At 38.3% G+C, this 26,213-nt stretch carries 22 protein-coding genes; 19 read left to right on the top strand and 3 right to left on the bottom strand.

Annotation, left to right across the window (positions count from 1 at the left end; all coding sequences use genetic code 11):
* The first annotated feature begins 44 nt into the window (after positions 1-44).
* Positions 45-893 (top strand): peptidylprolyl isomerase, encoded by an 849-nt coding sequence (locus ABJK37_RS12445; protein ID WP_348354057.1) that lies wholly within the window; start codon positions 45-47, stop codon positions 891-893.
* On the top strand, positions 883-1,911 hold the full coding sequence (locus tag ABJK37_RS12440) for a HupE/UreJ family protein (RefSeq protein ID WP_348354055.1): 1,029 nt from the start codon (positions 883-885) through the stop codon (positions 1,909-1,911). Before ABJK37_RS12445 ends, ABJK37_RS12440 begins: the two co-directional genes overlap by 11 nt.
* Before the next feature lie 145 nt (positions 1,912-2,056).
* On the opposite strand, the gene ABJK37_RS12435 is transcribed toward ABJK37_RS12440, so the two are convergent.
* Together ABJK37_RS12435 and ABJK37_RS12430 are read right to left on the bottom strand one after the other, a co-directional pair.
* Complete coding sequence (locus ABJK37_RS12435) at positions 2,057-3,424, bottom strand: SRPBCC family protein (protein WP_348354052.1); 1,368 nt, start codon at positions 3,422-3,424, stop codon at positions 2,057-2,059.
* A gap of 130 nt (positions 3,425-3,554) precedes the next feature.
* The gene (locus tag ABJK37_RS12430; protein WP_348354049.1) at positions 3,555-4,592 is read right to left on the bottom strand and encodes an AraC family transcriptional regulator ligand-binding domain-containing protein; all 1,038 of its coding nucleotides are present in this window, start codon (positions 4,590-4,592) and stop codon (positions 3,555-3,557) included.
* A 341-nt stretch (positions 4,593-4,933) separates the two neighbouring features.
* Here ABJK37_RS12430 and ABJK37_RS12425 point away from each other — a divergent pair, with 341 nt between their 5' ends.
* The 7 genes from ABJK37_RS12425 (at position 4,934) to ABJK37_RS12395 (ending at position 15,321) form a co-directional block, all read left to right on the top strand.
* Complete coding sequence (locus ABJK37_RS12425; RefSeq protein WP_348354047.1) at positions 4,934-7,240, top strand: DUF3604 domain-containing protein; 2,307 nt, start codon at positions 4,934-4,936, stop codon at positions 7,238-7,240.
* Between the two features lie 19 nt (positions 7,241-7,259).
* A complete protein-coding gene (locus ABJK37_RS12420; RefSeq protein WP_348354044.1) occupies positions 7,260-8,135 on the top strand; it encodes a peptidylprolyl isomerase in 876 nt (291 codons plus the stop codon).
* Entirely contained in the window at positions 8,128-8,718 is a 591-nt protein-coding gene (locus ABJK37_RS12415) for a hypothetical protein (protein ID WP_348354041.1), read from the top strand. Before ABJK37_RS12420 ends, ABJK37_RS12415 begins: the two co-directional genes overlap by 8 nt.
* Entirely contained in the window at positions 8,711-9,943 is a 1,233-nt protein-coding gene (locus ABJK37_RS12410) for a HupE/UreJ family protein (RefSeq protein WP_348354038.1), read from the top strand. The genes ABJK37_RS12415 and ABJK37_RS12410 overlap by 8 nt, the downstream gene beginning before the upstream one ends.
* A 561-nt stretch (positions 9,944-10,504) precedes the next feature.
* Entirely contained in the window at positions 10,505-10,927 is a 423-nt protein-coding gene (locus tag ABJK37_RS12405; protein ID WP_348354035.1) for a CBS domain-containing protein, read from the top strand.
* Between the two features lie 90 nt (positions 10,928-11,017).
* Positions 11,018-14,923, top strand: a complete 3,906-nt coding sequence (gene hrpA / locus ABJK37_RS12400; RefSeq protein WP_348354032.1) for an ATP-dependent RNA helicase HrpA — start codon at positions 11,018-11,020, stop codon at positions 14,921-14,923.
* A gap of 95 nt (positions 14,924-15,018) precedes the next feature.
* Positions 15,019-15,321, top strand: coding sequence for a PilZ domain-containing protein (locus ABJK37_RS12395; protein WP_348354029.1), 303 nt, complete (start codon positions 15,019-15,021; stop codon positions 15,319-15,321).
* Between the two features lie 58 nt (positions 15,322-15,379).
* Here ABJK37_RS12395 and ABJK37_RS12390 read toward each other — a convergent pair whose 3' ends face one another.
* A complete protein-coding gene (locus ABJK37_RS12390; RefSeq protein ID WP_348354026.1) occupies positions 15,380-16,567 on the bottom strand; it encodes a class I SAM-dependent methyltransferase in 1,188 nt (395 codons plus the stop codon).
* Between the two features lie 103 nt (positions 16,568-16,670).
* Here ABJK37_RS12390 and ABJK37_RS12385 point away from each other — a divergent pair, with 103 nt between their 5' ends.
* The 10 genes from ABJK37_RS12385 to ABJK37_RS12340 all read left to right on the top strand — a co-directional run bounded on the left by ABJK37_RS12385 (position 16,671) and on the right by ABJK37_RS12340 (position 26,204).
* Positions 16,671-17,654 (top strand): NAD(P)H-quinone oxidoreductase, encoded by a 984-nt coding sequence (locus ABJK37_RS12385; protein ID WP_348354438.1) that lies wholly within the window; start codon positions 16,671-16,673, stop codon positions 17,652-17,654.
* Between the two features lie 224 nt (positions 17,655-17,878).
* The gene (gene alc, locus ABJK37_RS12380) at positions 17,879-18,937 is read left to right on the top strand and encodes an allantoicase (protein ID WP_348354023.1); all 1,059 of its coding nucleotides are present in this window, start codon (positions 17,879-17,881) and stop codon (positions 18,935-18,937) included.
* 21 nt (positions 18,938-18,958) lie between these two features.
* The gene (locus ABJK37_RS12375; RefSeq protein WP_348354021.1) at positions 18,959-19,459 is read left to right on the top strand and encodes an ureidoglycolate lyase; all 501 of its coding nucleotides are present in this window, start codon (positions 18,959-18,961) and stop codon (positions 19,457-19,459) included.
* 65 nt (positions 19,460-19,524) lie between these two features.
* On the top strand, positions 19,525-21,723 hold the full coding sequence (locus ABJK37_RS12370; RefSeq protein ID WP_348354018.1) for a malate synthase G: 2,199 nt from the start codon (positions 19,525-19,527) through the stop codon (positions 21,721-21,723).
* Positions 21,723-22,370 carry a TetR/AcrR family transcriptional regulator gene (locus ABJK37_RS12365; protein ID WP_348354015.1) on the top strand — a complete coding sequence of 216 codons (648 nt, stop codon included), beginning with the start codon at positions 21,723-21,725 and terminating at the stop codon, positions 22,368-22,370. The genes ABJK37_RS12370 and ABJK37_RS12365 overlap by 1 nt, the downstream gene beginning before the upstream one ends.
* 207 nt (positions 22,371-22,577) lie before the next feature.
* On the top strand, positions 22,578-23,324 hold the full coding sequence (gene cobB / locus ABJK37_RS12360) for a Sir2 family NAD+-dependent deacetylase (RefSeq protein WP_348354012.1): 747 nt from the start codon (positions 22,578-22,580) through the stop codon (positions 23,322-23,324).
* On the top strand, positions 23,317-23,961 hold the full coding sequence (locus ABJK37_RS12355; protein ID WP_348354009.1) for a LysE family translocator: 645 nt from the start codon (positions 23,317-23,319) through the stop codon (positions 23,959-23,961). The genes cobB and ABJK37_RS12355 overlap by 8 nt, the downstream gene beginning before the upstream one ends.
* A 35-nt stretch (positions 23,962-23,996) precedes the next feature.
* Entirely contained in the window at positions 23,997-24,758 is a 762-nt protein-coding gene (locus tag ABJK37_RS12350; protein WP_348354006.1) for a hypothetical protein, read from the top strand.
* Positions 24,721-25,572: a glucosaminidase domain-containing protein gene (locus ABJK37_RS12345; protein ID WP_348354003.1), complete on the top strand. Its 852-nt coding sequence runs from the start codon at positions 24,721-24,723 to the stop codon at positions 25,570-25,572. Before ABJK37_RS12350 ends, ABJK37_RS12345 begins: the two co-directional genes overlap by 38 nt.
* Positions 25,569-26,204 carry a DUF2987 domain-containing protein gene (locus ABJK37_RS12340; protein WP_348354001.1) on the top strand — a complete coding sequence of 212 codons (636 nt, stop codon included), beginning with the start codon at positions 25,569-25,571 and terminating at the stop codon, positions 26,202-26,204. Before ABJK37_RS12345 ends, ABJK37_RS12340 begins: the two co-directional genes overlap by 4 nt.
* Positions 26,205-26,213 lie beyond the last annotated feature (9 nt).

Raw genomic sequence — 26,213 nt, 5'->3', positions numbered from 1 at the left:
TGATCTTATTCCTATTGTGTCGAATTAATTAATACAGGTGAATGATGAAATTAGTGAAAAAATTATTACATGATCCTATTTTCCACTTTGTCTTAATAGGCAGTGTATTATTTATTTTGGACGCAATACGAGAAGGAACACCAGAAGCTCAGGATATTATTGAAATAGATCAATCGCGTATTGAATGGATTAAAAATACTAATAAAAAGGAAAATGGTTACTTTCCTGATAAGCGTGCTCTAACTCGTTTGATTGACAATGATATTAAACAAGAAATATTTTTCCGTGAAGCTTTGTCTATAGGATTAGAAAAAGACGACATTATTATACGCCGTCGTCTTATTGAAAAGTTTACTTTTATGTTTGAAGGACTACCTCCTAGTCATTCACCTTCTGATGATGATTTACTGGCGTTTTATCAAAAAAATACTGAGCTGTTTCAGGAAGAAGAACGTTATAGCTTTTCCCATTATTATTTCAGTACAGATAGTCGTAAAAATGCATATATTGACGCCGATAATGCATTACAACAATTAACTAATCTGGCTAGCTCTTCATCAACTGAAAATCAAAAGATAGGGGATCCTTTTATGCTGCCTTATCATTACCAGAGTTTAGATCAAGAGACTCTTAAAGATAATTTTGGAGAGCAGTTCTCTATACGTTTGATCAATAGTAATCCACCTAACAAAGATTGGATTGGACCAATTAAATCAGTATATGGTTGGCATTTAGTGAAAATAACACATAGGCAACAGAGGTACTTACCAGACTATCAAGATATTAAAGAAAAAGTACTAGTGAAATTTTTAGACCAGCAACGAATTGAAAACATCGATGCAATGTATGAAAAGTTATTAGCTAAATATCAGGTCAATGTCGTTGAAGTTTGAAATGCTTGCTAACTTCAATCGTTTCCCCGCATATACTCGCGCAATGCTGGCAAGGGGAGTGTGCATTTGTTTGTGTATTATCGCGACAATGGCCAATGCCCACGAAATTCGACCTTCCTATCTATCATTACATGAAACAAGAAGTAATCAGTTTAACGTTTTGTGGAAACGTCCTATTACAGAAGATGTGGTTCCTGATATTGCGCCTTTATTTTCAGATAACTGCCAACTTACCTTCGAACCGATATTTCAAACTGTCAGTTCAACTATCTTACAACGAGGAGAGCTTGTTTGTGATGTGAATGGGTTTGAACAAGGACGAATAACTATTAGGGGATTGTCTACGACCTTAATCGACGTATTAGTACGTATTGAAAGATTAAACGGTGACATCGTTCAAACCATAATTAAACGAGATAAACCCTATTTAACTATAGCAACCGTTAAAGACGTATCTATATCTGATTATATAACTTTAGGATTTGAACATATTCTAAGTGGTATAGATCACTTACTATTTGTGTTGGCATTAATATTAATTGTGTATGGCATGATGCCCTTATTGAAAACTATTACCGCCTTTACTTTAGCTCATAGCATAACCTTGGCATTAGCGACTTTAGGCGTGGTAAATGTACCTTCAAAGCCTGTTGAAGCATGTATTGCTTTATCTATTGTACTTATGGCGATACATGCGTTGGATTTACGCAAAGGAAATCGAACTCTGTTATCTGATAAACCCTGGTTAATGGCGTTTTCATTTGGCTTATTACACGGTTTAGGTTTTGCTGGTGCTTTAAGTTATGTTGGCTTACCAGAGAATGATATTCCATTAGCTTTGTTACTCTTTAATATTGGCATTGAGTTAGGGCAAATTGCCTTTGTTTTATTAGTATTCGTTTTAATGTGGACAGGGAAACAATTAATAAAAAATCACTTACAACCTTGGTTTACAATAACCGCATATAGTATCGGTGGTATAGGGATGTACTTTTTTATAAGTAACCTATTGAGGTAAGGATTATACATTCTACTTAGCTCGGCTATTAACGCACCATTTTCTTGCATTCTGAGAACATACTAACTAGCTATACTATTTTAATTCTATATCACGCAGTTTTTCCGTAAATCTCGATTAATGGATTGCGTCATGTGAAAGGGTATTAATTAGTCGGTGACTCTGCTCGTTTTTTCAATTTTTTCAATGAGCGGTTTATCAATAAAGTGAGAATGATACGGTTGATTGCTCCAAGGCCAAGTATCGGGGTGTCAAAATGAATCTGCCAACTTAATTTTATTCTGCCGTTCCTTGGGGATAGATATATAATACCCTGATGATTTCTAAATAATATTTTGCTTCGTAATTGATAACTATAAGATTTATTAGGTAGCCAATTGGTTATCTTTTCTTCAAATGTTAAACCAAATAAACCAATTTTTCGTACCGCTTTCAAGCCATCGATTTCTGTTTCGCCTTTTTGTATTAGTTTACTTGAAAAGAATGCCCACTGACCGGCGTTATCATGGTCGATTAAAATAGCCCACAGTGTTTCTTCGCAGGTATTAATTATGATCTCGCCTCTGGCAAAAACACCACTGGGTTTAAACCCGGTAAGCGAATATGCCCATTGTCTAGGGTAGAGTAATTCGATGTTTTCAAGGTTTGGTTGGTTAAGGTACATAACTTTAAAAACGGCCGCATCAAGTGGCTTTCCATTGGGAATGCATTGCCGCTCGATAGCGTTATTAAAATACTCATCCCACAGTGCAACAGAATCAGCGCCGATGGCTATATTCATAATACCTTGATCGGTAACATCGTGGGTGTTTAACCTTGGGGTTGGCACTGGTTTAGAGTATTGACGTAACTCTAGTAATATACCTTGCCCCTGTAATACGCATTGTTGATATTCTGTGACTTGCTCAGAAAATAAGAGTTCATCATGGTAAGTCGGTAGGGTATATGTATCTTTTTCCAATAAATAGAACGAGTTTTTCCATATTTTTTTTGTTTTTTCTAGGTCCGGTACAGAGATTCGTACGTAACGTACGGTGGCTGAAATTTCTTCATATTGTTTGGTTTGTTCGGCTAGCGGATCGTGTTCGGTTAGTTCAATATGATTGCCGTCTGGATCTTTTATCATAAGCCATCTATGGCCGTTATCAATTTTTACATCTGACAAAAAGCTTGCCGAAGAGCGTTTTAATTTATTTAGGATTTCATCAAAATTCCATGTGTAAATACCAACTACATTGTAACCATGATCATAAGGTTGCCAGTTATTACGCTTAGGTGTAACTCCAGGTCTTATAAAGTTGAAAAACTCTAGTTGAAATTGTCGTTTACCATCAACAGCCCAGTAACAGATATTGAGATCGTTAGGTACACCTTGCACTCTAGTTGCCAAAGGTCCGCCAAATATAGTTTGACTAGCGGGTAAAAAACCGAAATGTTCGCAATACCAGTTTCGCAACAACTTTGCATGTTTAGATACAATTGCAACTTGACAAATATTGGCTGGTGTTAACATGAATTGTCTTACTCAATGAGTGATAATTCATGTCATTGTTACGTATTTTCTAATAAACATATCGTCATTTAACGTAAATAAAATGACTTTTTACGACAAATATATATTTATACAACAGTCGCTATAATCACTAATTACCGTATTTTAAACTGCGAGAAAAACGCTTGCGAGGCGAGTATTGCACTCTATATTCTTTGGGAGATATTTTATTCCAACGCTTAAATGATCTGGAAAACTCACTGTAATTGGAAAAACCAAGTACATCAGAAATGTGGGTTAAACTTAATGTAGAATCTATTAAGTATTGGCAAGCCAGTTTATTGCGTACCGTGTCTACAATTTGTCTGAACGAAGTATTCTGTTCTTTTAAATAACGTTGTAAATTTCTAACACTTAATGCCATTACACTGGCGATTTCTTCAATAGATATAGAGGTAGAGGCAATATTTTGTCTAACGAAATTTTCTACGAATTGAGGTATTTCATCAATATAACCGGTTGCACTACTAGTCAGTTGCGCAGATAAAATATCAAAAAGCTTTGGATCTGCTTTATCAATAGGTATATCCAGTACTTTAACGTTAAAAACCGCACCATTAAAAGTACTATTAAATGTAGGCATAATACCTAGATAGCGTCGATAATCCTCTTTATTGTCGGGCTCTGCATGTTGTAAATGAATTGAGTCATATCTTATTTTTGAAGACGTCAGTGTCATTAACATATTTAACCCAAAGCTGATGGCAAGATCAGTCGCTTGCAATATACTTTCGTTTGTTTTGATATTTATATTAAAAGACAGTTTTACTTCACTACCAGCAACAGAAAATCCAATATCTGCAGAAGTGTGATGAATATGAAAAAACCGTTTAAGGTTTAAGAGTGCTTCACCTACAGTTTCGCAATTTTTTATTAAATAGCCAACAGAGCCAAATATCTCAATACCCTGTTTAGAACCAAGATATAGGCCAAGATCTTTTTTACTTAACTTAGAGGCAGTTAGGTTTAGTAAAGTTATAAAATCTGCATATTGGAAGTATATTTCAGGGGTATCTAATAAGTTTGAAGGCAAATTAACTTGCCGCATTAATTCTTGATGATCACCACCAAACTCTTTAACCACAGAATCAAATTTATTCAATGAAGTTGCTTTTACAAGATCTAACATCGTCGTAATTAGCCTTTTTGATGTCGTAATAAGTTTTAATTATGGCATAAATAAACAACTAACGAATACCATTAAACTGCAGAAAGTAGTTCTTCTTTTAAATTTATAGCCATGCAAGTCACTAGAGTAAAATTATTGTGTTGTTGGTATTGCGTAATTTTTTTGTTAAATATTTACACTTAAAGTTGCTTGCTTGTCGTAATAAGTAATGTTTTATAGCAATAAATTGAATAAATTTATGTGAGGTCAATTGAAAGACTACACAAATTTAATGGTTTTAACTGGGTAAATGGCATGAATAATTTTAAACGAATTGTCCTTAAAAAATGTTGAGAGCTAGTATGAGAAGAATAGTGATTATATTTGCGGTTATTGTGCTGATGGGAGCGTGGTTTTTCTCAGGTAGTATGCCTGACTTCAGCTATAAAATTTTGCCCGGGTATTTCAAAGATTCAAATTTATACTGGAAAGAATCTCCCTTTTCCAAAACCAGCGTCAGCCAAGCTAGATTTCCGGTAGCCGTTGTTGACAAAGCTAAAGTATCGCAAGTTACCTCGTTAACGGCTTTGGGTGTTGATAGTAAAACTCAAATTTTGTTTGGGGATACACATGTGCATACAACTAATTCGTCCGATGCTTTCATGTTTTCTTTGCCTTTAATGCATGGCGCCCAAGGAGCATTTCCTCCCGGATATGCTTGTGACTATGCGCGTTTTGTATCACAACTAGATTTTTACTTTCTAACTGATCATTCTGAATCGTACACGCCAGAGCGCTGGAGTGATGCAGTTGAATCAATTAATAAGTGTAACCAAGCAAGTACCTCCAGTAATGGACAAGAAGAAGGTTATCAAGATACTTATGCTTTTATGGGTTACGAGTGGACGCAAGTTGGTACCACAAAAGAAGAACATTACGGGCATCATAACGTGCTATTTAAAGATACAACACCTGAAACACTGCCCAGCAGACCTATAGCAGCCAAAGTTAAGGTTTCTACTGTTGCTAAACGCGATTCCACAAGTAAATTGTCTATGATGTTAAAACTGCTTGATCCCCGTCACAAGGATTATTATGCGGCTTACAATAAACTGATTGATAGTATGGCTAACACTCCTAATTGTGAGAAAGGTGTACCTTCAAATGAATTACCTTCTAATTGTTATGAAGAAGCCATAACAAAAGCTGAATTATATAATAAATTAAATGAGTGGGGGATAGATACCATAGTCGTGCCTCACGGTATGGCTTGGGGATTGTATACACCGCCTGATGCCAGCTGGGAAACACATTTAAACACGGATAATGTCAATAATGTTCTATCCCCTTTGATTGAAGTGTATTCGGGTCATGGCAGTGCTGAGGAATATAGAGATTATGAAATACGCCCCAAGAATAAAGAGGGAGAGTTTTACTGTGCTAAGCCTACAGAAGATTATTTACCAGGCTGTTGGCAGGCAGGAGAAATTATTAAAAAACGCTGTCTAGCGGAAGGTGAACCGGTTGATGAATGTCAAAATAGAGCGGTTGTAGCTAGGCAAAATTTTGTTGACGTAGCGAGTAAGAATGGGTTTCTAACTGTTCCTTCCCATCAACCCGATGAATGGTTAGATGCTGAGCAAGCACGTGATATGTTTAATCCTTCTTTTAGCTATCGTCCAAAAAAATCAGCGCAATATGGGTTAGCACTACGTAACTTTGATGATGAAAATAATCCAATTGGTTTTCAATGGGGATTTGTTGGTTCAACCGATACCCATTCCGCGCGCACGGGACATGGTTTTAAACAAGTAGGGCGTGTTTTTACCAGCGAAGCGAATGGTCCTAGATCACACTTTTGGGAAAGTTTGATGCTTCCTAATGATGGTGAGGCCACAGCCCATTCACGAACCCAAAAAGAGTATGATCCTAGTACTTTGAAATTACGTGCAGCTCAGGTTGAACGTGTTGGCTCTTTTCTTTATTTAGGTGGTCTTGCTGGGGTTCATGTAGACGAGCGCAGCCGTGATGGAATTTGGAAAGGTTTGAAAGCCAAACGCGTATATGGCACGAGTGGCCATAAAATATTGTTGTGGTTTGATATGATCAATGAAGCTAAACAACTTACCGCACCAATGGGAAGCACAGTACAAAGGAAACAAAATCCAACGTTCAAAGTGAGCGCGGTTGGTTCTCCTATTCAAGCTCCTGGTTGTCCCGAATATATTAAGACAAGTCTTGATTCGAACAAGTTAGAAAAAATGTCCCTTGGTGAATGTTATAACCCAACAGATGATCGTTATAATATCCAACGTATTGAAATTACGCGTATCAAACCTCAATCATACCCAAATGAACCGGTCGATTCTTTGATTGATCATAAATGGAAAGTCTTCCAATGTCCTAAGAACTCGCCTAAGTGTGAAATTACTTTTACCGATGAAGAATATAGCCAGATGGGTCGTGATACCGTTTATTACGCTCGCGTAATCGAGGCCGCTATTCCAATGATAAATGCTAACACTATGCGTACTAAGTTTAATGACAAAGGTGAAGCCGTATCAGTGGATTTATGTCTTGGTTCGTACCTTACTCCCCAGAGTGATAACTGTTTGGCCGAAGAAGGGCATCGAGCATGGTCTTCGCCTATTTTTGTTAATTATCAGTAATGGATAATAGAGCTTTTTCATGAAATATAAACTGGGTTTATTGGTGTTGTTTATTATTGGTATTCTCCTAGCGGTACTTGGTTCTGGGGCTGATAGTTCTATAAGGTTTGAGCAATTTGGTTTTGATCACGACAATAATGACGTTTTAGCCTTAGTTAACCAGCAACCGATCACTAAAGATGAATTGATCCATGTCAGGACTAAAAACCCTGACTTATCTTTCAATGACTCATTGAATTTAATAACAGATAACTATTTATTGTTACAACGGGCCCAAGAGCTGGGGTTATTGCAAAGCGATAGAGTGGTGCGAAAGGCAATTGTGCATAGCGTGGTAGAGCAGATAGTGAATAAAGCCCTGAATGCACAAAAAATGTTGAGTGAAGAAGCTTTGTTGACACGCTATCAGTCTTTTTATTTTTCTAATCTCGCAATGTTTACTACTGCAGACCAATTTCAATTACAAATCGCAAATTTTGACAACGATAATGAGCAATGCCATTTAAGTCTACAAGCTAGATCGAAATGGCAAGAATTACCATTAAACGAAGAAAGGTTTCAATCGCTCTTTGTGAGTCAACCATTAGCCAAAGGTTTACATAGCGAAATTTTAGTTCATCGCCAGTTAGGTAATCGTTTGGCAACAAAGGTAGTTGCAATGACTAAAGGAGAGTTTTCCGATCCAATACAAACTCAAACAGGCTGCATATTGATGTACCTCAGTGATAGAAAAAATGGAGACGTGTTACCTTTTGAGCAAGTTAAAGAACAGGTGATCTCGCAATATCGAGGAATATTGCGCCGCAATGCATTGACTGATTTATTACGTTCTCTACGTGAAAATGCCGAGATTGAAATTGCACCTGATATCAAAGAGGTATTAACGAATGAATAAATCAATATTCTTATACTTTTTTAGTGTCATTGGGGCATTAAGCGTAGCGATTTTTGAGCTTAATTATGACAACAAAAACAATTTACTTTTTATTGAAGATGCAGTGTTAATTAATGATGGCTCGATAAGCAGAATTGATTATTTAACTGCTGTCACCATGATGGAAGAAGAAAAAGAAAATCCAATGGAAGTGGTTGATTACCAATTGATCGTCGATCGTTTAATCGAAGAAGAGTTGCTATTTCAGTACGGTTTAGAGCAAGGTTACATCTATCAGCCTGCTATAAGCCAAGTGATCGTGAATAATATGTTGGAGACCATTGCAATTCAGCATACTAGTGAAAAATATAGCGACGAAAAACTCTATCAAGTATATATAGAAAAGGTTGTCGAAAACCAACCGCTTGAATCCTTACCTCAGGAAATGTCGTTTGAGCTTCTAAAACCCGAGTTAGCCATTGCCTTAAAAGCAATCGAGCGCAGCAAAGCCGTACGTGAATACCTTACTTGGTTGCGCAAACGTTCTATTGTAGCGAGTTTTGATAATCGAATAATCAAAGAAAAAGGACCTAACAATGAATAGGTCGGTAAATGCAATATTATTGCTTTGTTTAACATGTTTCAGTTTTACGTCGTTAGCGCATACTCGCAGTCAGTCGTTTTCTCAGTGGCAAATTAGTGATCAAAAAGTGACGTTGAGTTTTAACATACTCTCTCGTGAAATCACGCGTTTAGCAGCCGACGCTAGTGTTGATGTGCGTAAAGAGTTATCACAATTACTGATAGACCATCTTGAAGGAAAAATACAAGCGAATATGAATGGTATAGCTTGCCAAATAATAAAACCTTTAATTAAAATTTCCGCAAGTAAAGGTTATACCCGACTTGAAGCTGAGTTCAGCTGTTTACCCGGCAGTGAATTTCAATTAGTTATGCAGGGATTTTTTGATGTTGTACCGTCACACTTGCACTACGCGCGCGTGATTAGCTCTTCAGGGGAAGCCAGGGAAATGGTGTTGAGCGATGCAACGCGAACACAAGTGATAAATTTGAACAATAGTGAAAAGTCTTATTGGGAAACAGCGAAGACTTATCTAAAGCTAGGTCTTGAACACATATTAATTGGTAATGATCATCTTATATTTTTATTGGCATTAGTATTGTTGTGTGGTCGGCTATCTCAAGGTTTGATATTAGTTACCGGTTTTACTTTAGGGCACAGTATTACTTTATCACTCTCTGTTTTTGGTTGGTTACAACCCAACATGACCATTGTAGAAGCGTTAATAGGCTTTAGTATTGTTTTGGTTGCTCTAGAAAAAATTCAAAGAACAACAGATAAAAAGCTGATGATACCGTTAGCGTTCACATTATTTGCTCTAGTGTTTGTAAAGTCTATTTTTAGTCTTGGGTTACCGGTATTGACTTTATTTGGCATTACCTTATTTTCCATGAGTTACTTAGTTTTAGTGAAAGATTTTGCTGTGAAAACTTCGCCAGAAAAAATGGAAAATGTGGGAATACAATTTTTATTAACTGGTACCTTTGGATTTATTCACGGTTTTGGTTTTGCTGATGTCTTACGCGAAATAGGCTTACCTCCCGACCAACTTGGCTTTGCCTTATTTTCGTTTAATTTGGGTGTCGAACTTGGTCAAATATTAGTTCTTTCGTTAATGACTGTAGTTTTTATTCTGAGTCAAAAATTGTTGAGCATAAACGTTCGTGCATTTGCAACTACCAGTCTTGTAAGTATTGTTTTAGGTTTGGGTAGTTACTGGTTTTTTGTTCGTAGTTTGAATTATTAGTTTTATTTTTAAAGTCCTCTTGAGTGTGAAACTCATTCAATAGGGTTTTGTAAAACCTCTGATTTAGACTTGGCTACCTTTTATTAATAAATTGTCGGGATAGGTAAGAGCCTAGACGTCCGATCTTCCTATTAATCGGTTTTGAAGATCAATGTAAATGCATTAAATCACGGCATAAAGTATAGATGGATATAAACCCCAAAGCTTTTTTAAAACTGATAAATATCAGAAATTTGAATTTTCACAATGCATTCCATAACGACCACTAGATTGTCTACTAAACGACTTCAACAAAGTTAGTGGTATATACCAGTCGGTACTAGACAAATATATTATCAAATTAGTGTATTCACTAGTAAGTGGTTGAATATCCTCTAGGCGTGCAGAATCTTCAGCTGCTTGTTAGAAAAATTAGATATGCTAAGTGGGATAATTGGAGAGAGTGGGAAAAACGTACCATTTTAATATCTAAATGAAAATAATTAGGTATTGTTATGACTTAAGTCTATCTTTATCTGTGACGATATAGAAATATAATTATCAGAAAACCAAGGAGTTACAGTGGAATCTTTAAAAGTGAACGACCACATGAATCATCGGCCAGTAACTTTTACTAGTAATATGCCTGTGGCAGAAGCAGTAGGACGATTATTACAAACTAAACAAACTGGCGGACCAGTAATAGACGAGCAAAACAAAGTCATAGGATTTCTATCAGAGCAGGATTGTTTAGTGCAGATGATCGAGTCTAGTTATTACAGGGAACAGATAGCACACGTCAAAGATATTATGAAAACCCCAGTATTGGCGATTAAATCTTATACTTCGGTCATTGAGTTAGCGCAACAAATGAAAACGGAAAAGCCAAAAGTTTATCCTGTGGTAGATGACGACGGTTATTTGTTAGGTACTATCAATCGCTCAGCTTTGTTGCGAGCGTTAGATTTGCATTTACATGACGGTTATAAGTCTCCGACAAATTAAGTTATGTTATGTTTAATATCGCTGGCATTTGCTCGATTCATCTTCTAGGATCCCTGATTCGTTTTTAATTGATGTGATAGAGCAGCCTTTTTGTCAGCAGTACAACCCAACTCAGAGATTAGTGTTAAACAACTTTCCAGTGATATCGCGACTTGTATGTCGAGAGATAAACATAGATTTATCTCTCGTTTACGCAAGATTTCCCGCCTAAGTGAAGATAAGAGACCTGATAACTTAGCCCAATTGCAAACCGATATTCAAAAGTCTTCGCAAATAGTTGCTAACAGGCGAGTTCAATGTCCCGAAATTGATTTTCCAGCTCTACCCGTTTCAGAAAGACAAGAAGAAATTGCGGAAGCAATTAGCAATAATCAGGTGGTGATCATCGCCGGTGAAACCGGTTCAGGTAAAACCACACAGATTCCGAAAATATGTTTGCAACTCGGCCGAGGTATTAGGGGCATAATAGGTCACACGCAACCAAGACGCCTTGCAGCAAGAACGGTTGCGAATCGTATAGCTGACGAATTAAAAACACCACTGGGTCATCAAGTGGGTTTCAAAATTAGGTTTTCAGATCAAGTTTCGGATAGCACCTATATCAAATTGATGACCGACGGAATTTTATTGGCTGAAATTCAGCAAGATAAGTATTTGAACCAATACGATACAATTATCATTGATGAAGCTCACGAACGTAGTTTAAATATTGATTTTATCCTTGGGTATCTAAAACAATTGTTACCTAGGCGCCTAGATCTTAAGCTCATTATTACCTCTGCAACTATAGACCCACAACGTTTCTCAAAACATTTTGATGATGCGCCAATTATTGAAGTTAGTGGTAGAACTTATCCTGTAGAAATACGTTATCGCGAGAATGAAAGCGGCGATAATGACCAAACTCAGGCTATCATAGAAGCAGTAAATGAGCTGCAAAGCGAGCCTAGCGGAGATATTCTGGTTTTTCTAAGTGGTGAGCGAGAGATCCGCGATACCGCTGATGCACTTAATAAACAACAATATCGGCACACAGAAGTACTCCCCCTATACGCAAGGTTAAGCAATAGCGAACAGAATAAAGTGTTTTCTTCTCATAGTGGCAGACGCATTGTGCTTGCTACTAACGTTGCAGAAACCTCACTAACCGTGCCTGGAATAAAATATGTGATAGATCCTGGTACCGCACGGATATCTCGCTATAGCGTTAGGAGTAAGGTACAACGCTTGCCAATTGAGGCCATTTCTCAAGCGTCTGCAAATCAACGGGCAGGGCGCTGTGGTCGTGTATCTGATGGTATTTGTATTCGTTTATATTCTGAAGACGATTATCTATCTCGAGACTTATTTACCGATCCTGAAATTCTGCGAACTAATTTGGCGTCTGTTATTTTACATATGATGTCACTGGGTTTGGGGAAAGTGGATGTGTTTCCTTTTGTGCAGCCGCCAGATTCTAGAAGTATTAATGATGGTTTCAAACTACTTGAGGAATTGGGGGCAATAGATAACAAGTTGGGACGACAAGGATTAACCCATCAAGGTCGTCAATTAGCCAAACTTCCCATCGATCCAAGATATGCACGCATGGTGGTTGAAGCGGCAAAACAAAATTGTGTTAGCGAAGTGGTTATTATAGCGGCGGGCTTGAGTATTCAAGATCCCAAAGAACGCCCCCAGGACAAAAAACAACAAGCAGACCAAATGCATGAAGATTTTACAAATAAAGAGTCTGACTTTTTAGGGTATTTTCAGTTGTGGCAACACTTTAAACAACAGCAGCAAGCCTTAACATCCAGCCAACTACGTAATTGGTGCAAGAAACACTTTATCAATTTTATGCGAATGCGCGAATGGCAAGACATTGTTAGTCAGCTGAAGAAATCAGTGGCAGAGCTCGGCTTCGGCATTTCTTCACAACAAGCCGAGTATCAAGCTATCCATCAGGCGATCGCGTCAGGTTTGTTATCGCACTTGGGCACTAAAGACGTGAATCGAGAATACTTGGGAGCTCGAAATAGTCGCTTTAAGATATTTCCTGGTTCTGGTTTATCTAAGTCTCAACCTAAATGGACAATGGTGGCTGAATTAGTCGAAACCGCTCACTTGTTTGGTCGAGTAGCAGCAAAAATAGAGCCAGAATGGATTGAGCCATTAGCCAAACATTTAATTAAAACCGAATACTCTGAGCCCCATTGGTCTAAGAAACAAGGAGTGGTGCAAGCATTTGAGAAAGTAAGTCTATATGGTTTGGTGCTAGTTAACCAAAGAAGAAGAAATTATAGCCAAATAGACCCTGCAGTCAGTAGAGATATCTTTATTCGCGAAGCTTTAGTGAATATGGACACCAAACTAAACTTTCCATTTTTGGCTTTTAATCAAAAGTTAATAGAAAACGTTGAAGAATTAGAAGATAAAAGTCGTAGACGAGACTTGTTAGTAGATGAAGATACCCTAGTCGATTTTTATGCCGAAAAACTTCCAGAGCATATTTGTTCAGAAGTGAACTTCAAAAAATGGTGGAAAAAACAGGCGGGTGACAATCCAACATTACTCAATTTTGATCCAGACACCTTGTTAAAGAAGGGTACGCAGCATATTGATTCCCTGTCTTTTCCTGAAACCTTTAGGCAAAACAATCTTACATTGGGATTAGAATATCATTTTGACCCTAAAGACCAAGACGATGGGGTTAGTTTAATGGTGCCTTTGGCGCTATTAAATCAAGTAACAACTGATGGATTAGATTGGCTAATACCGGGATTGCGCCATGAACTGATTGTTGCCTTAATTAAAGCTTTACCAAAATCCCTGAGGCGTAATTTTGTACCAGCGCCTAACTATGCTGATGCCTGTTTAGCGGATATGCCACAACAAGATAAACAAGGTAATCACATTAAGTTTTTAACGGCGCTGTCTTTAAAACTAAAACGTATGACGGGCAAAGAGCTACAAGAGTCCGACTGGCAACGAGATAAATTACCTCAGCACTTAACCTTTAACATCAAAGTAATAGATCAAAATACCAAGGTCATCGCCCAAGGACGAGATCTCATAAAGTTACAACAGTCGCTGCAAGGAAAGGTTAAACAAAATTTGCAGGCGGTAGCCACACCTGAACTTGAAAAAGAAGATTTAAGAACCTGGGACATAGGCAAATTACCCACAGAGTTTGTTAATAAAACGGGTGGCTATGAAATCAAGGCCTATCCAGCTTTGGTAAATGAGGGAAAAACAGTAGACGTTAAGTTATTTGACCAACCACACCTAGCCCAAAAATCTCACAAGCTTGGGTTGAGAAAGTTAGTTATTTTAGGTATCCCTTCGCCTGTTAAATATTTGCAGGAAAAATTACCTAACAAGGCAAAATTAGGGCTGTATTTTAATCCCTTTGGTCAAATAGGAGCGCTAATAGACGATTGTATTGACGCGGGGGTTGATGAATTGATTAATCAATATTGCCAAGACAATAGCTGTGATATTCGCGACAGGGAACATTTTGAGGCCTGTTGTAATTTTGTTAGACAACAAATCAATGATTGTGTGTTGTCTATCGCTAAACAAGTTGAAGTGGGTCTGACCATAGCTCATAACATCAAGAAAAACATGAAAGGCAATGTTCCACTCAATTTAATTTACGCTCATGGACATATTAAAAGCCAACTTGATTCACTCGTCTACAAAGGTTTTGTGGCTGATATAGGTGCCCATAAATTAGCCGATTGGCAACGTTATATTCAGGCAATTGCTAAGAGATTAGAAAAGGTGGCTATTGATCCAACCAAAGACAAATTACACCAGTTAAATTTAGAAAAAGCGCAACACGCCTATCAAGAGAAGTGTAATAAAATTTCCGAAAACCAACCGATTCCAGAAAAGTTACAGGAAGTCCGTTGGCTGTTACATGAACTACATGTTTCGTTTTTTGCTCAACAGCTCGGAACGGCGGCCCCTATATCGGTCAAACGTATACTAAACCATTTGGATTCAATCTAGGTCAACGTTAACCTTTGAGTTTTATTTGCGTTGACTTTGTTTTCACGGCACCCTATAACCTACAGAGTAGAATTAAAACAGCTTTGGGGTATTAAATGTTAGGTTACGACGATAAACGCAATTTTTTCCGAATGATGGTTAATTCTGTTTGTGAATTAGAAATAGTTGACGATGAGTCTACGCGCAGCCTGCAGGCAGTATGTAAAGATATCAGCGCAACAGGTATGTCTTTTGAGATAGAGGAAAACTCTATTGAAATGGGAACTAAGATCAATGTTTATATTGAATCAACTAATTCGCAAATACCTTCACTTACCGCCGATACTAAAGTCGTACGCTGTGAGGCCATTGATGATAATTCCTGTACAGTGGGTGTGGAAATAATTGAAATGAAATAAGCAACAATTAGCTGCTTATTTCAATTATGAGCTAATAAGTTGTCCAAATTTGGTCAACTTATAAAACTTTGCATACTAAGCCTTTCAAATAAAACCCTTCTGGATAGTTGGTAGCCACAGGGTGGTCGGCAGCTTGTCCCAATCTTTCTAGAATTTGTACCGTCCTACCAGCATCTAGTGCTGCGTCAGCTATTACTTTTTGAAACAACTCAAAAGACAGTAATCCCGAACAACTAAAAGTACATAAAATACCGCCAGGTTCCATAATTTGCATGGCTAACATATTGATGTCTTTGTAACCGCGACAACCTCGTACCAGTGAATTTTTTGACTCGATAAACTTAGGCGGATCTAGCACTATTTGCTCAAAGACCTTACCTTGTTGTTTATAATCCCGCAATGCTTGAAATACGTCAGCATTGAGAAACTCACACTTATCAGTGTCTAAGCCATTTATCTCGACATTTCTTTTTGCGGTACTAAGAGCTAAGTCCGATACATCAATATTAGTAACCGTTTTTGCACCTCCGGCTAAGGCGTAGCTACCAAACGTACCTGTATAACAAAAGCAATTTAGCAACGTTCTACTTTTTACGTATTTCGCAGCGATGGCTCGGTTGTCTCTTTGGTCGAGATAAAAGCCTGTTTTGTGCCCTTGTTTAACATTGACTATTATCTTTATGCCGTTTTCCTCGATTACCACTTCATCTGGTACCTCTCCATGTAATACCTGAGTAACTTGTTCCAGCCCTTCTTTTTTACGGATTGCTACATCACTGCGTTCATAAATCGCACAATCTGGAAACTCCTTTTTCAGAGCCCATACAATCTTGTCTCGGTGTTTTTCCGCTCCGGCTGATAACAGCTGACAAACTAAAACTTCTGCGTAGCGATCAATAGTAACGCCCGGTAAGCCATCCGATTCAGCTGCAATAAGTCTATACCCGGTAAGACCATGTCGGGCAATGAGCTCTTTTCGAGAGGCCTGAGCCGTTGCAATACGTCGCTGAAAGAAACCATTGTCAATAATTTCCTTCTTATCGAATGTCCAAATTCTTACTTGAATTTGTGACTCTGGTGACCATGCACCTCTCCCTAAAAATGCTCCGTCATGGGAATACACGTCGACTGTGTCGCCCATTTTGGTTCTTCCTACCGTTTTTTCTATGGCACGAGAAAAAATCCAAGGATGTTTGCGTAATAAAGACTTTTCACGACCGGGCTGCAAAATAACACTAGATGACATAGGATAACTTTTATAGAAAATTTGCCGCAATTGTACATCAGGGGACGGTTTTGCTAAATAGAAATTCAGCTTCAAAAAAGGATCATACACTTTGAATACTTCAATGCAGTACATAAAACATCAAAATGGTTGCGCGCCAGAGGCACTAGAAATCGAACGAAGCAAGATCCCAGAACTAGGCCCTAATCAAGTCTTACTAAAAGTAGCCTGCTTCGGTTTAAATCGAGCCGATACGCTGCAACGACAGGGTAAATATCCAGCACCAGCAGGTGAAAGTGAAATTTTGGGGTTAGAGGTTAGCGGCACAATTGTAAAAATTCACCCGCAGCAAACTGACGCAGTGCACTTTAATCTTGATGATAAAGTCTTTGGATTAGTCGCTGGAGGAGGCTATGCAGAATATGTCGCAGTGAATACTCAGCATTTAATGCTAGTACCTACCGAATTAACGATGATTCAAGCTGCGGGTATAGCAGAGTGTTTTCTAACGGCTTATCAAGTGCTTTTTATTGAAAATGATTTACAACCCAACCAGCATATATTAATTCATGCTGGTGCCAGTGGTGTCGGACTTGCGGCTATTCAGTTAGCTAAACGTATCGATTGTTTGGTGGCGGTCACGGCATCGAGTCAAGCTAAACTGGATTTATGTACAAAGTTAGGCGCAGATCTTGCCATTAACTATCAAAATCAAGACTTTGCTGTCGAAATTCCTAAGTATTGGCAAGGCTGCGATCTAGTGGTGGATTTTGTTGGCGGTGACTATCTAAACAGGAATCTAAAAGTACTCAATCGAGATGGTAAAATAGTTTATTTGGCGATGTTAGCGGGTCGCTATGCAGATCAACTCGATATGGCATTGATGTTAGGAAAACGAGCGACAATTAAAGCCTCAACATTGAGAAATAGAAGCGATCAATATAAAACGCACCTCATACAACAATTTTCAAAGGATTGTTTGGCTGATTTCGATAGCGGTCAATTATTCCCAAACATCGATTCAGAATACACAGTCAATGACATAGGCAAAGCTCATCAACGAATTGAGAACAACCAAACTATGGGTAAGTTAATCGGATGTTGGTAGATTAAAAAGCGTTAACTTCACCGTTGCCGCAATAGACCACTGTAATAGCTTTTAAATTACTTTGTGGTTCTTTAATTATTTACAATCTCCCTTTGCATAGTTTAGGGATTCCATTACAATGACATCCTGACAGTTGTGTCAGGTTTTTCATAATAACATGCACGCGTACTCTACAATCCACCACAGCCAAATTGCCCCTCACCAAGATGAAATAGGAGATGTAAATGATAGAAAATACTCAACAACAAAACAAACTAGTAGGCAAAGATGCTGAATTAGAGTTGAAATTGAAAACCTATTTTGTTGATTTGGCGAGTGAAAGAGTAGGTGGCGAAACCTTAAGTTGTAGTGATGATTTTTTTGCAGAAATGGAAAACTTACTTAAATCTGGTCGCGGTATTTTTATCGATGATAAATATACCGAACGCGGTAAGTGGATGGATGGCTGGGAGTCACGGAGAAGTTATGGCAGAGACAATGGACGCGAATTCGATTGGTGCATTATTCGTTTGGGCATCAGTGGCGTGATACGCGGTTTTGACATCGATACTAATTATTTTAGAGGTAATGCTCCGCAAATGGTTTCGGTTGAAGCGTGTGTAAGCTCTCAACAACCGGATGTAAATACAGTTTGGCATACAATATTGGATAAAAGTGAAGTCGCTGCCCATAGTCAAAATTTATTTGAAATATCTAATGAACAATCATGGACTCATGTGCGCCTGAATATGTTTCCAGATGGAGGTATTGCCCGCTTTAGAGTGTACGGTGAGGCTGATGTCAACTGGAATGATTTTGTAGAAGGTGAGTTAATCGATCTTGCGTCGATTAAAAATGGTGCCAAAGCGCTATTAGTCAGTGATATGTTTTTCAGCGATAAGAATAATTTGATCATGCCTGGCCGTGGTAAAGATATGGGAGATGGTTGGGAAACTAAACGTCGGCGGGATCCAGGTCCAGATTGGTCAATTGTTAAGTTGGCAGCGCTTGGTAGTATTGAAAAGGTGATTATCGATACTTGTCACTTTAAAGGTAATTTTCCAGACACCTTTATGCTTCAGGGAATCAACACTAGCAATGACGACTTTAATGACGCTAACGCAGAGTTAGATTGGCAAACCATAATTCCTCAAACTAAATTGTATGCCCATAGAGAACATCTATTTATTAGTGAAATAAAAACTGAGAAATTACAGCAATTTACCCATGTTAAATTAAGCATTTACCCTGATGGTGGAATTTCAAGAATGCGTATTTTTGGCAAGCCTAACTTGCACCGTTAATTAAGAAGGGATAAAAGCCAGATGACAACCCAACGACTTGTACCTAAAGCACTTACGCGAGAAACTTTTGCTAAGTTTGGTGATGTGATAGAAGTGAATAACGAGGCTCAAAACTTTAGTATCAATGATGGATTCACGCAACGTTATCATGATTTGGCAGCCGTAGATGTCACCGAAAATAATGGTCGTACTCTAATTAATATTTTTCGTTCAACACCCTTAGAACAGCCAGTGGCCATTAAAATGATGGAACGACACCCATTATCAAGCCAAGCTTTCATTCCTATGGGGCAACAACCTTATTTAGTTGTAGTCGCTCCCAAAGGAGATTTGGACACTGCTAAAATCGAAGTGTTTATCGCCACGTCTAATCAAGGGGTAAATTATCACAAAGGCACGTGGCATCATTATTGTTTGGCGTTGCACCAAGTCAGTGATTTTATCGTAGTAGACCGCGGCGGAGAGGGTGAAAACTGTGATGTCGTTAGTTTAGACGGCGCTATAGTGATAGCTGAATCTTGAACAAAACGATTTTAGTTAACAATAGCCCTATCAGTGGGATTTTTTGAAAAGATATAGGAACAACAATGAATAAACGAATTGAAGAACATGGGTATAAAATTTCCGATTGTCTTTATGAATTAGTTAATACAAAGGTATTGCCTGGCTTAGCAATTAAGCAGCAAGACTTTTGGACTTCTGTCGCTGATGTTCTAAACGAGTTTATTCCTAGAAACAAGGCATTGTTAGTATTTAGAGACTCATTGCAAACTCAAATCGATAATTGGCACCTGGATGCAAAAAATCGTCCATTTTCACAACAAAAGTACCAGCAGTTTTTAAAAAATATTGGCTACTTAGTGGCTGAGCAAGAAGATTTTCAAATCACCACCAAAGACGTAGATCCTGAAGTCGCTTTGCTTGCTGGTCCGCAATTAGTTGTGCCATTGATGAATGCTCGTTTTGCATTGAACGCAGCGAATGCTAGGTGGGGCAGTTTGTATGACGCTTTGTATGGCTCTGATGTAATTGTGGATGAGCCAAATGACCAAAATACATCATCTGGCTATAATCCAGTTCGCGGCCAAAAAGTACAAAGATTTGCGCGAAATTTTTTGGATGAAACCTTGCCACTTTCAAAGGGAAGTCACCTTGACTCATGTAAATATGAGATTCAAGATCAACAGCTAGTCATTGAGTTAAGTAATGGTGATCACGTTTCCCTAAAAGACACTACCCAGTTTGTTGGCTTCAATGGCTCAATGCAGGAACCGGAAGCGATTTTGTGTATCCACAATGGATTGCATATCGAAATCCAAATTGATTCGAATCATGTCATCGGAAAATCTGATGCCGCAGGCGTAAAAGACCTCATCTTAGAATCCGCCCTGAGCACCATCCAAGATTGCGAAGATTCCATTGCCGCCGTTGATGCTTTAGATAAAACCGCGGTTTACGCTAACTGGCTAGGATTGATGAAGGGAGATTTAGCAGAAACTATCACTAAAGGTGGCAAAAAAAGTACCAGAACACTGAATTCAGACCGCAGTTATACAACGCGTGAAGGGAAAGCCATGAGTTTACCTGGTCGAAGTTTGCAGTTCATCCGTAACGTGGGGCACTTGATGACCACTGACGCGATCCTAACCACTGATAATGAAGAAGTACCAGAAGGTATAGTGGATGCATTGATAACCACGTTAATTGGGCTTCATGACTTAACTGGGTCATCTAAATATGTAAATTCCAAATGCGGCAGTATATATATAGTAAAACCTAAAATGCATGGTCCTGAAGAAGTACAGTTTACCAATGACTTATTCAGTAGAGTCGAAGAATGTTTAGGTCTCGCACAAAATACCATCAAAATGGGGATTATGGACGAAGAGCGCAGAACCTCTGCTAATTTAAAAGAGTGTATCCGCGCAGCAAGCGCTCGTGTTGCCTTTATAAACACCGGATTCTTAGATAGAACGGGAGACGAGATTCACACTAGTATGTTAGCTGGACCGATGGTTCCGAAAGAATTAATGAAAAATGAGAGTTGGATTACTGCGTATGAAAATAGAAATGTCATAATTGGTTTAAAGGCCGGACTCAAAGGTAAGGCGCAAATAGGTAAGGGGATGTGGGCAACGCCAGATGAAATGGCGGCCATGCTTAACACCAAAATTGGCCATCCTAAATCCGGCGCAACGTGTGCTTGGGTGCCATCACCAACCGCGGCCACATTGCATGTAATGCATTATCATCAAGTTAATGTTTCGGATGTTCAAGACAGAATATTGTTAGAAGCACAATCTAGAGACGATAACGCGCAATTAAGCGCGCTGTTAACTATACCTTTGTTAAAAAATCTTGAACAATTGAGCGAACAAGCGCGCCAAGAAGAGTTAGATAACAATGTGCAAGGGTTATTGGGTTATGTAGTGCGCTGGGTTAATCAAGGAGTAGGGTGTTCAAAAGTTCCCGATATACATAATGTAGGACGAATGGAAGACAGAGCTACCTTGCGTATTTCCAGTCAACATATCTGTAACTGGTTACATCATGGTTTACTAAGCGCTGAACAAATTAAACAAACGTTACAACGCATGGCGGTGATCGTAGATCAGCAAAATGCACAGGACAATACCTACACAAACATGGCCCCTAACTTTGATAACAGTTTTGCATTTCAGGCTGCACTCGGCCTTATATTTGAGGGTGAACATCAACCTAGCGGATACACCGAACCGCTATTACATAAGATGCGTAAAGCGCTTAAGTTAAGCATAATCGATTAATGGCAAATCCTGTTTTGAGCACCAAAAAATCAGAAGTGGGCGATATTCGTAGAAAAAATAAAGCCCTGATCCTTAATGCGGCAAAACAAGAGTTTGTTACCTTCGGCTATAAAGGGGCGTCTATCAAACGTATCGCTGAAAGAGCGAAAATACCTCGGGCTAATATTCATTACTATTTTGATAACAAAGAGGAATTATACCAAGAACTGCTAAACGATATAGTTAGCATTTGGAACTCGAAATTTGATTCATTGAATCCAGATGATGACCCTAACGTTGCGTTATCGGCTTATATTCGCTCTAAAGTCATGTATTCTCGAGAAGACCCCGAAGCCTCGCGTATTTTTGCCAGTGAAATCATACATGGCGCCCCCTTAATAAATGACTATCTATCCAATGACTTTAAGGTATGGGTGCAAACTAAAGTTGATGTGATTCAAGGTTGGATCAAGCAGGAGTTAATGGATGATATTAATCCTTATCATCTATTATTTTTAATTTGGGGAGCAACACAACACTACGCAGATTTCAACGTTCAAGTCTTAGCGGCAATGGATATCCAAGAAATGGATGAAAGTAATTACGAAGCGATAGTAGACTCAATTACCACTATTGTTCTAAAAGGTTGCGGAGTGAAACCGCTGTAAACTAAACCGTAGTTTTGCTGGACAGCACCGCACGTTCGTAACCTTAATTAAGTAATCAATTTTGGAAAAACGTTTATATTAAAAAAACGAATCGGCAACTGAGATATTTGATAACATAGCGCCCCAAGAAACCACTTACAAAATTAAAGCTTTAATAAGTTCAGATGACCCATATCAAAATTTTATTTGCAGCTAATCGATGGCCTTATGTTAGATAGTTTGGTTGATTTCAAAGGTCAACAACTAAAGATTGTCGTGCTTACTGGAGCGGGTATCTCCGCTGAATCCGGATTAAAAACATTTAGAGACAATAACGGATTATGGGAAAACCATAGTGTAGAGGAAGTTGCAACACCCGAAGGGTTTAGGCGTAACCCTGAATTAGTCTATCGTTTTTATAATCAACGAAGACGGCAACTACTTAGTCCTGAAGTCAAACCTAATCGAGCGCACCTCGCTTTAGCTAAACTCGAAAGTTGTTTTAAAAATAATTTCACACTGATCACTCAAAACGTTGATAACTTACATCAAAGAGCGGGTAACGTAAATGTGTTGCATATGCATGGTGATCTGTTATCTGCTCGATGTTTAGGTTCAGGTCAGAGTAGCGCTTTACGCACCGATTTAGACAGCAGTAACCGCTGCCAATGTTGTTCCCCACCCAATTATTTGCGACCAGATATTGTGTGGTTCGGGGAAATGCCTAAATATATGCAACAAATTGAAGACACGCTCAGTGAGGCTAATTTATTTGTATCTATAGGTACATCAGGCACAGTGTATCCAGCAGCGGGTTTTGTTAATTTGGCTAATCAATCCGGAGCACATTCTGTTGAACTAAATTTGGAACCCAGCTCCGGGGAAAACGCCTTTACTGAAAAACATTATGGCCCAGCTACTGAGATTGTATCTAATTTTGTAGACTCTTTAATAGAAGGTTTTAAAATTGACTGAATATGTAAATCGATATTGGTTAGAATTTTTAACAATCGCTAGTGTTCACCTATTGGCTGTCGCTAGTCCAGGTCCTGATTTTGCTATCGTATTAAAACACAGTATTAGTTTTGGTCGAAGAGCAGCCATAATGACAAGTATTGGCGTGGGAGTGGCTATTCTAATTCACGTAGCTTACTCATTATTAGGAATTGGAATTCTAATAAAAACGACACCAGTGTTGTTTCAAATTTTTAGTTACGTTGCCGCAGCCTATTTGCTTTATTTAGGATGGGGGGCGATACGGAGCCCAGCGCCAGATAGTTTAGCTGAAACACAAGAAAATAAACAAAACTCAGTGATTTCAGACAAGAGAGCTTTTGTAGTAGGGGTGTTAACTAATGGTCTTAATCCTAAAGCCACTTTGTTCTTTTTGTCTGTATTTGCTGTAGCAGTATCACCAGAAACACCTAATATTATCAAGTTAGGTTATGGATTGTACTTAGCTTTTGCTACTGGCGTTTGGTTTTGTGTGTTGTCCTTTTTCTTAAGTTCGAAAAAAGTCACTCGGTTTATTGGCAAAAAAGGCTATTGGTTTGACCGTGTAATGGGGATTGTACTGATTTTGTTAGCGATAAAACTAGTAATGCCTGTATAGTGCGCTGCAACTACCCCCTACATTTAGGAGTATAAGTGGAACAACAATTTAAAATAAAAGGTGGAAGCGTTGAAAAGTCTCTTAATGGCGAAACCGAATTAGATCTAAAAGCGATTGCCAAAGAAGCTTGGAATTTATCGAGCACTACCAAATCAGTAGTATTGCACGGGGTGTTGCTATTATTTTTCATCGCCATTTTATTCGCGTGGATTATGCAGTCTATATTAGGCATTACAGACTTAAATGTGGTGCCACAACACATGATCATTACATTAAAAGTGGCAGGTGTAATTGTCACCACTCCTATCATTGCCACCATGTTTTTGTTGGGAATTTCCCATAGCGTAGGCATAAAACCAAGGTTTCTATCCATCCTTAAAAATGTTTTAGGTTCGGTTTTAGTGATTTTATTAGCTCTTCTACTGGCGGCAATGTCAGATATCGGCTCAATCATTGGCTCTCAGATTAGTGTTCTATTTGGTTTGGCATTGTTATTTTACGTTAATCTAGCCACTGGTTTTTCGATTATGTTGTTGATTGAAAAACGCTTACCCCCGAGCCAATGTGTCATTCTATCAATGAAGGTATTCCATAAATATTGGATGCCACTTTCATTGTTTTATTTAGCCTATTATTGTTGTTTATTTATAGGGGCACTGTCTTTAGGGTTTGCATATATCTGGATTATTCCATTCTTCGTGAATATGAAAGGAGTATTGTACAGAGAGTTGTTTGGCGTAAAAGTGTTAGGTGTTTCGAATGAAGCTAACCAAAGTGAGACAATATTCCATGCCTAATTTTATTAGGTTTTTTGTACTACCTTTTTTTGTTGTTTTTGGCACGTTATTGTTAATTGTCTTTCTGCAGCAATTTAGTACTAAAACCTTTGATAAAATTAGCCTTGAACGCTTATATGTTGCGCCATTAGAAAGCAGCAGTAGGGCGGTACCTGATTTTTCAACTTACTCTAATGTAACAGCAAAAAAACGCGCGTTTTTTGCCTATCTAAAGCCTGAAATCCAAAGGCAAAATCAAATTGTACTCAAAGAAAGGAATATGGTTTTTGCGTTACGAAAGGTGTACGCCGAACAACAATATTTAACTAAACAGCAACAAGAGGTGTTTGATGTATTAGCTGAAAAATATCGTTTTACAGGAGACAAATCGCTAACGATAGAACAAACATTTGAATCCCTCATTAGACGGGTAGATACCATTCCTGAACCCCTAGTTTTAGTTCAAGCTGCGAATGAGTCTGGTTGGGGGGTGTCAAGGTTTGCGCAACAAGGTTATAACTTTTTTGGCCTATGGTGTTTCAAGGAAGGTTGTGGTTTTGTTCCGAAACAGCGTGAAAATGAAGCCGTGCATGAAGTCGCTAAGTTTAGAAATTTATCTCACGCTGTGATGACCTACATTCGTAATCTCAACCGACATTATGCATATAAAGAGTTACGGTCAATTAGACAAAACCTAAGAAAACAAGATAAACCTGTAACAGCGAAAGCTTTAGCTGTTGGGCTGTCTAATTATTCAGAGCGTGGACAAGAATACATTGAGGAGTTGTTAAGCATGTTGCGAGTCAACAAAGAATATATGGATACTGCAAGTTGAAGAAATTAATTTTTATATGGGCGAGTTGGGCGTTAACTACACAAGTTACTGCCAACACTTTAACAGTAGAATACGCTAGTTTTTATAGCCATGTTAAAAAGCTTGATGATCCGAGTACCGACGCTTTGCGGTTCGCTTTTGGGTTTCAACACATTGCTCAGTCAAGGCTTTGCTATATTGACTCAGCACAAATAATCACTCAAAAACAAAACTTGCCATTAACGGTCGAAAACAATAGTCGATTTACTGTACCTACAGATAAGATCCTCAAAATGGCCAAGGCAATGGTGGTAATTGAGCTGCAAGATCTAGCTAACCAATGTGATATGTCAGTGCAATTAGAAACGAAACCGAGTTTCTTACGTGCTCAATACAGTCACAAAGATTTAGTCTTATTATTTAATCAATATCAGGCATTTTTTGAAGAGATGGGTGGTTTTTTGTCGTTTATGATGCCCTCATCACAAGGTCTACTCTTTCATTTTGATGCAAAAGTGGACTTACCCGATGAGTTACAAAGTTTATCTGATGAAAACGGAAGGCTTGCTTTAAACAAAGCGTGGTTATCACAACAAAAAAGTCTAGAATTACCTCTAAAACCGTTACGCATAACCGCCATTGTCAAAAAGTAATGGTGAATT

It is taken from the genome of Paraglaciecola sp., assembly GCF_039964565.1.
GTDB lineage: Bacteria > Pseudomonadota > Gammaproteobacteria > Enterobacterales > Alteromonadaceae > Paraglaciecola.
The sequence above is the reverse complement of the archived record's forward strand: the minus strand, read 5'-3'. Positions and strand labels throughout refer to the sequence as shown.